The organism is Burkholderia sp. B10, from assembly GCF_004368385.1.
In the GTDB taxonomy this organism is placed as follows: Bacteria; Pseudomonadota; Gammaproteobacteria; order Burkholderiales; family Burkholderiaceae; genus Burkholderia; species Burkholderia vietnamiensis.
Map to the genome: position 1 here is coordinate 1 of NZ_PQMX01000136.1, position 6,478 is coordinate 6,478.

The following is a 6,478-nucleotide window of genomic DNA, read 5'->3' on the forward strand; positions in this document are numbered from 1 at the left end:
AGACAGCTACAGACTGAAACAGCAACGCAAAGCCGGGCACGTCCCGACATCGAAGAAGTAACGACTGGCTCAGTTTTACTTTGCGCGATCAGGCGCGAAGTGGCTCAGATTTCAAATGCGTTTGACACTTGCGCGCGACTTCGAGCGCGAGCGATTTGGTGAAGCCGTGCATGCCGGCCTTCGCCGCCGCGTAGTTGGTCTGCCCGACCGAGCCCTTCGAGCCGTTGACCGACGAGATATTGATGATGCGCCCCCAGCCGCGCTCGACCATGCCGTCGCACACCGGCTTCGTCATGTTGAACACCGAGTCGAGGTTGGTGCGGATCACCGCGTCCCAGTTCACCTTGTCGAGCTTGCGCAGCGTCATGTCGCGCGTGATGCCCGCGTTGTTCACTAGGATCTCGACCGGGCCGACGTCCCGGACGATCTTCTCGACGCACTGCTGACACGAATCGTGGTCGGCCACGTCCACCGGGTACGCGTCGAATTCATGGCCGGCCGCATGCATCGCGCCGAGCCAGCGATCGGCGCCGCTGTTGCCCGGCGAAAACGTGACGACGACCCGGTGGCCCGCATCGCTCAGCCGGATGCTGATCGCTTCGCCGAGGCCGCCCATTCCACCCGTCACAACTGCAATTCGCTTAGTCATCCTGTTTTTTACCGACAAGAAAAGTAGACAATCACGCGAGACGGCCGCACCGCCGATGCCGCCGCCCCGCCGCTGCGATGCGTCCGCGCCCGCGGCGCGGACACGGCGCATCCCGGAACATCACGCTTGTTGTTGGCAACGTATCGCGCGCGAAGCCGCTGCTTCGTGCGCGCGCGGCGCAGGCTGCGCCGCCTCCATGCTCGAGCGTCGAATCGCGCTCATGCGCTTACGCGCGCTCCACCGCGAGCGCCACGCCCATCCCGCCGCCGATGCACAGCGACGCCAGCCCGCGCTTCGCATCGCGCTTGACCATCTCGTGCAGCAGCGTCACCAGAATCCGGCAGCCCGATGCGCCGATCGGGTGACCGATCGCGATCGCGCCGCCGTTCACGTTCACCTTCGACGTGTCCCAGCCCATCTGCTTGTGCACCGCCAGCGCCTGCGCCGCGAACGCCTCGTTGATCTCCATCAGGTCCAGATCGCCCGGCGTCCAGCCCGCGCGCTCCAGGCAGCGCCGCGACGCCGGCACCGGGCCCATGCCCATCACGCTCGGATCCACGCCCGCGTTCGCGTACGCCTTGATGCGCGCCAGCGGCGTGAGCCCCAGCGACTGCGCCTTCTGCGCCGACATCACCAGCACCGCCGCCGCGCCGTCGTTCAGCCCCGACGCGTTCGCCGCCGTCACCGAGCCGTCCTTCGCGAACGCCGGCTTCAGCCCCGCCAGCGACTCCGCCGTCACGCCGTGACGCACGAACTCGTCGGTCGCAAACTGCAGCGGCTCGCCCTTGCGCTGCGGAATCGACACCGGCACGATTTCGTCGGCGAAGCGGCCAGCCTTCTGCGCGGCTTCCGCCTTGTTCTGCGACAGCGCCGCGAACGCGTCCTGCTCCTCGCGCGTGATCCCGTATTCCTTCGCGACGTTCTCCGCCGTGATGCCCATGTGGTACTGGTTGTACACGTCCCACAGCCCGTCGACGATCATCGTGTCGACCAGCTTCGCGTCGCCCATCCGGAACCCGTCACGCGAGCCCGGCAGCACGTGCGGCGCCGCGCTCATGTTCTCCTGGCCGCCCGCGATCACGATCTCCGCGTCGCCCGCCGCGATCGCGTTCGCCGCCAGCATCACCGCCTTCAGGCCCGAGCCGCACACCTTGTTGATCGTCATGCCCGGCACCGCCGTCGGCAGCCCGGCCTTGATCAGCGACTGACGCGCCGGGTTCTGCCCCGAGCCCGCCGCCAGCACCTGGCCCATGATCACTTCGCTCACTTGATCGGGCTGCACGCCTGCGCGCTCCAGCACCGCGCGAATCACCGTCGCGCCCAACTCCGGTGCCGCAACCTTCGCGAGCGAACCACCGAATTTGCCGACCGCGGTCCGCGCGGCCGATACGATCACTACGTCCGTCATGTTCTGTTCCTGCGTTGAAATCAATGGGTCGATAGGGGATGCGCGGCGGTGGGCGGGAGGCGCGCAGACTGCCGCGCCTCGGCGCCGCGCGGCCGCGCGTGCGGACGCGCAGCGCGACCGTCAGAGCGGATGCGTCGCACACCGCGAAAGCGATACGCGGCACTTCCGCGCGCTCCGGCCGTTCCCGGACATCGCGCCGCAAGCCGACCGCGCGCACCGGCCGCCGCGCAGCACACGCGACGGCCGGCACGCGGCTCCCGTGGCGATCGAGCGATCGTGTTCGTGTCGCGCGTGTCGCGACCCGCGATCACGCCGCCGATTCGCGCGAAGCGGCGTCCTTGCGGGCGGCTGCGGCCGTCTGCTTCGCGCCGCGCGCGGCCGTGTCGCTGACCGCGTCGAAGCCGCTTTGCGCGGCCTCGATCGCCTGCCCGGTTGCCGCGCGCATCGAGTCGGCCGCGGCCGTCGCCGCGGACAGCGCCGAATTCAGTGCGGCCACCACGGCGCCCGAACCGGCCGGTGCATGCTTGGTCAGCTCGCCGACCACGTCCTTCACGCGCTTGTCGGTCTCCTCATACTGCGCCTGAGCGACTTTGGCCCACTCGGCCTGCGTCGACACCGCGATGTCGAACAGATGGCGACCGTACGCGGCTGCCTTGCCGGCCGCTTCCTGCGGCGCGGCGACCTGCTGCGCGAAACCAGCCGCCGGGTTGCTCGCGTTGAACGCGTTCTTCAGCTTGTCCTCGTACTCAGCGAGCGCCGTCCGGGCCACTTGCAGATTGAGTTCGACGACGGCCTCAAAGCCGCTGATCGCCGGACGCGCGATCGCAAACCAGGCTGCGATACCGGACTGATAATCGGCGGCGAATTTTTCGGGGGCAAATACGGACATCGGGCACGCTCCTGTTTGGCAATGCGAGAGACGACGTAATGGAAAATGGAAGGCAGATCGACGGCCCGCTTCCTTATTGACAACCCGCAACTCCATTGAGCTCGAGAAGTTGAGGAAGGCCATTCTAGAACGTTTAATTGTCAATTAAATGGCATTAATGATAGGTAAAAACCCTTATGCCTCGAAATGACCGACACCGCGAGGCGTCCTCAGGCTTGCATGGCGGCGTTGCACCGCATTGCCGACGAGCGCTTTTACCTTTTTACAGCATGCCGCGGCACGACGAGACGCAATATTTACCCCGTCATTATTCCCGATATTCGAAAAATGGTCGCATTTGAATGCGTCCATTTCTCATGTAATCGTTTTTCCGATTTATTATGAAACCGTTGCCGGGATTACTAATACGCATTTAAATGATCGGATGATTCCGATTATTGCCGGCGCAGATTCACCCGGCCAACTCGCGGTGCAGTGCGCGAAACTCCTGCGCGAGCTTGTGCGCCGGCTCGAGATGAATCACGGGCTTGGACTGCTGGTGCGACTCGCGAATCTTCACCGACGCCGACAGCCGCGACGCGAGCACCGGCAGCCCTTCGCCGACGAGTTCGTCGACCAGCTGCTGCGGCAGGCTCGCGCGCGGCTGGAACTGGTTGATGACGATGCCTTCGACCTCGAGCGCCGCGTTGTGGTCCTGCTGGATTTCCTTCACGTTCTCGAGCAGCGTGTACAGCGCGCGGCGCGAGAAGTCGTCGCAGTCGAACGGAATCAGGCAGCGCTCGACCGCGATCAGCGCCGAGCGCGAGTAGAAGTTCAGCGCGGGCGGCGTGTCGATGTAGACGGCGTCGTAGCCGTCCAGCTCGTTCAGCGCGTCGCGCAGCTTGTAGATCTTGTAGCGCGACTCGAGCTTGCCGTGCAGCGTGTCGAGGTCCGCGTGCGCGGGCATCACGTCGAGCCCGTCGAATGGCGTCGGATGAATGAACGAGGCGACGTCGATCGGCCGGAAGTTGAACGTCAGCGCCGTCTCGAAGAACTCGGCGGCGCCGGGCCGCGCATCGGCCGCGCGATCGCCGAGCAGATAGTGCGTGGAGTTCGCCTGCGCGTCGAGGTCGATCACGAGCGTGCGCAGCCCTTCGCTGGCGCTGATCGCCGCCAGGTTGCAGACGATCGTCGATTTGCCCACGCCGCCCTTCTGGTTGAATACGACCCGCCGCATTGCGTCTCCTTCGATCGAACGTCGAAGAGACGAGCTTAGCCGGTCAATCATGGCGGCCGCGTGACATCGATCAGATGCGCGCGATTGCGCACGATTGCGGGCGGCATCCGCGGCGTGTCGGGCGCGCGGCACGTATACGGCAAAGGGCCCGGCGGTCCGCGCCGAGCGATTCGCTCGACTCGGGCCGCCGGGCCCCCTTCGGGTACGCGATGCCGTCGGTCCGCTTTAGAACGGTTCTGTTCCACAATTATGTAAACATTGCTACGCGACGAGCGACAGACCGACCGCCACGATGTTGACGGCCCTGAAACCGTAAAGATCGGTACTGGACCGCCCGTGCCTGCTGGGCAATCGGTCGATGCGCGACGCGCGCTGAGTTGAGATCAGTCTAGGCTTGTGTCGCCTCCCCTTTGCTGCGAATCATCGACATTTCGGGGTAGCTATTTATCGGTGCCCGCCTTCTTCGATACTGCAGGCGCTCAACCATTCAAATCCGCAGCTTGGTGCCGAGCGGCAGCAGCCGACCCAGAGCGGAAATTCGCGTCCTCGCATTCGACCTCAAAAGCCGACGCCAGCTGAAGTCGATGCTCTCCTTGGTAGGCCTGCGCGCCGGCACTTCTGCGTCAGACCTTCGCGCCCTGTGCCAATCCCGTAATTCACCGTCGAGGCGACCCCAGGTTAACCTCTCGATTCGGTGAAGCCATGCTCCTCCATGAACTTAACGAGGATTTCAGGGATGGACACCTGCCCACTGGAACCACTAGACCTCCAGGCGTTAGCTCGGTAGCTGACCCTCAGCTCTTGGGTGCCGACCTGAAGCACTAGTGCGGGTTGCGTGTCGTCATAGGTCTCTGCATAGCGGTAAGTTATTCCCGGTAGTGTGCCCTTTGAACGTTGCAGCGCAAGGAAGAGCGCGTAGCTCCTTAGCTCCGCGTGATACCCGGAAAGGCGTTTGCGCGACAACAAATAGATATCATCTGACCCCTCACGGTGTATAAGACGCTCCCCGCAATAGTCGATAAGCTGTGGCTCTGCCACGACATACCTGCGCCAATCCGTGCAGACTGCGGCCTCGATGAGTTCACGTAGCGCAGCACTGGCATCACCCTCGATGCGGTCGAGCAGATTCTGGAACTCGCGCCGGCCGATCACCTTCAACCAGTTCTCCGACCTGTCGCGGTAGGTACCGGCATCAGGCTGGCAGAAGGAGAACTTGGACGATCCACGCCCAATCAAGTAGTCGTCTATAGACAACAACGCACGCTCTAGGAGGTGCTCCGTGGAGGCGCGCACGCTCGCATCGAGGACCGCTCTTGCTCGCTCCGAGTAGCGGGAGAACGTGTCACGGTCAAGAGCCCCTTCGGACGGAGTGCTGAAGTCAAGCAGGAACCCGATCTTTCCTTGCAAGTATGGATGCGCCTCAGCTTCGATGAACAAGTCTTCCCATGTCGGATCTTCGACAATTAGTCGTGCCTTTCGTACCTCTTCCTTTACCTGCTCGCCGCTGAAGCCGGTGGGAGGTTCAGTCGCCTTCGATAGCGACTCGTACAAATTTCCGGCGTGAGAAGACAAGGCCTGCACCCCCTTGATGGCAAGGATAGCTGCGTAGACATCGTCTATACGGTGGTTGGCCAGAAGGTTCGAGGTGACGCGGTCCCATCGCGACCTCTCGCGCTCCAGCCCAGACGGCTCCGACGTCACCGCGGAGCAATTAACCCACGCAATGATGCAGAACAGCCTCATGAGATCAAGGTAGTCGCTGTTCGGCGCCAGAGCTCGCTCCAGCGTGGCCAGATCTGCTGTCGAAGCAGGGTCACAGAAGTGGTCCAATGCCACCGACGCGACTTGCGCAGTCGAGGGGCTAAAGGCTCCGTAGCCCTCGAGCTCTCGCAGCGGGATGTAGCCGCGGGCCTGGCGCAACCTCATGATCCATTCGACTGCCTGTTTTGGGGCACCGTAAGCGCGTTCGATTTGATTGCAGGCGTCGAAGAACGCCATCACGTACATGAACCGCAGGTAGAAGTCATCAACCACCTGTCCAACGGGTACGTTCTTCTTCTGAGAGGCAAGGCGCCAGAAAAGATCCATCCACTTCTGGTCCATCGCCAGGTCGAAGTCGCCGGCCCAAGGCTCTGGCGCCACACGGCCGACAAGCCATGCCTTGAAGTTCTCGAACGCCGTGAGCGGCTTGAACCGCACCGGGAATCGTGGAGGCCGGTTGGTTTAAGTTAATGCAGGCACTTCAGCAGCATTTCTGAGTTGCCTGTAGTAGTTTGCCTCAGCCTCGGCGGGCGGGATATAGCCGAGCGGTTCCAT

At 63.4% G+C, this 6,478-nt stretch carries 4 protein-coding genes and 1 pseudogene; all 5 read right to left on the reverse strand.

Annotation, left to right across the window (positions count from 1 at the left end; genetic code table 11):
• Nucleotides 1-127: 127 nt before the first annotated feature.
• A pseudogene (locus C3Y15_RS30835) lies at nt 128-649 on the reverse strand (SDR family NAD(P)-dependent oxidoreductase); the annotation flags it as partial.
• Nucleotides 650-875: 226 nt separating this feature from the next.
• A complete protein-coding gene (locus C3Y15_RS30840) occupies nt 876-2,057 on the reverse strand; it encodes an acetyl-CoA C-acetyltransferase (protein ID WP_041493836.1) in 1,182 nt (393 codons plus the stop codon).
• A gap of 307 nt (nt 2,058-2,364) precedes the next feature.
• Nucleotides 2,365-2,946, reverse strand: a complete 582-nt coding sequence (phaP, locus tag C3Y15_RS30845; RefSeq protein WP_011886040.1) for a TIGR01841 family phasin — start codon at nt 2,944-2,946, stop codon at nt 2,365-2,367.
• 451 nt (nt 2,947-3,397) lie between these two features.
• The gene (locus C3Y15_RS30850) at nt 3,398-4,162 is read right to left on the reverse strand and encodes a ParA family protein (RefSeq protein WP_011886041.1); all 765 of its coding nucleotides are present in this window, start codon (nt 4,160-4,162) and stop codon (nt 3,398-3,400) included.
• Nucleotides 4,163-4,840: 678 nt separating this feature from the next.
• The gene (locus C3Y15_RS30855) at nt 4,841-6,361 is read right to left on the reverse strand and encodes a hypothetical protein (RefSeq protein WP_185499757.1); all 1,521 of its coding nucleotides are present in this window, start codon (nt 6,359-6,361) and stop codon (nt 4,841-4,843) included.
• Nucleotides 6,362-6,478: the final 117 nt, after the last annotated feature.

Coding starts and splice junctions, on each gene's coding strand:
- C3Y15_RS30840 (WP_041493836.1), bottom strand. CDS start 2,057: ATGACGGACGTAGTGATCGTATCGGCCGCGCGGACCGCGGTCGGCAAA.
- phaP (WP_011886040.1), bottom strand. CDS start 2,946: ATGTCCGTATTTGCCCCCGAAAAATTCGCCGCCGATTATCAGTCCGGT.
- C3Y15_RS30850 (WP_011886041.1), bottom strand. CDS start 4,162: ATGCGGCGGGTCGTATTCAACCAGAAGGGCGGCGTGGGCAAATCGACG.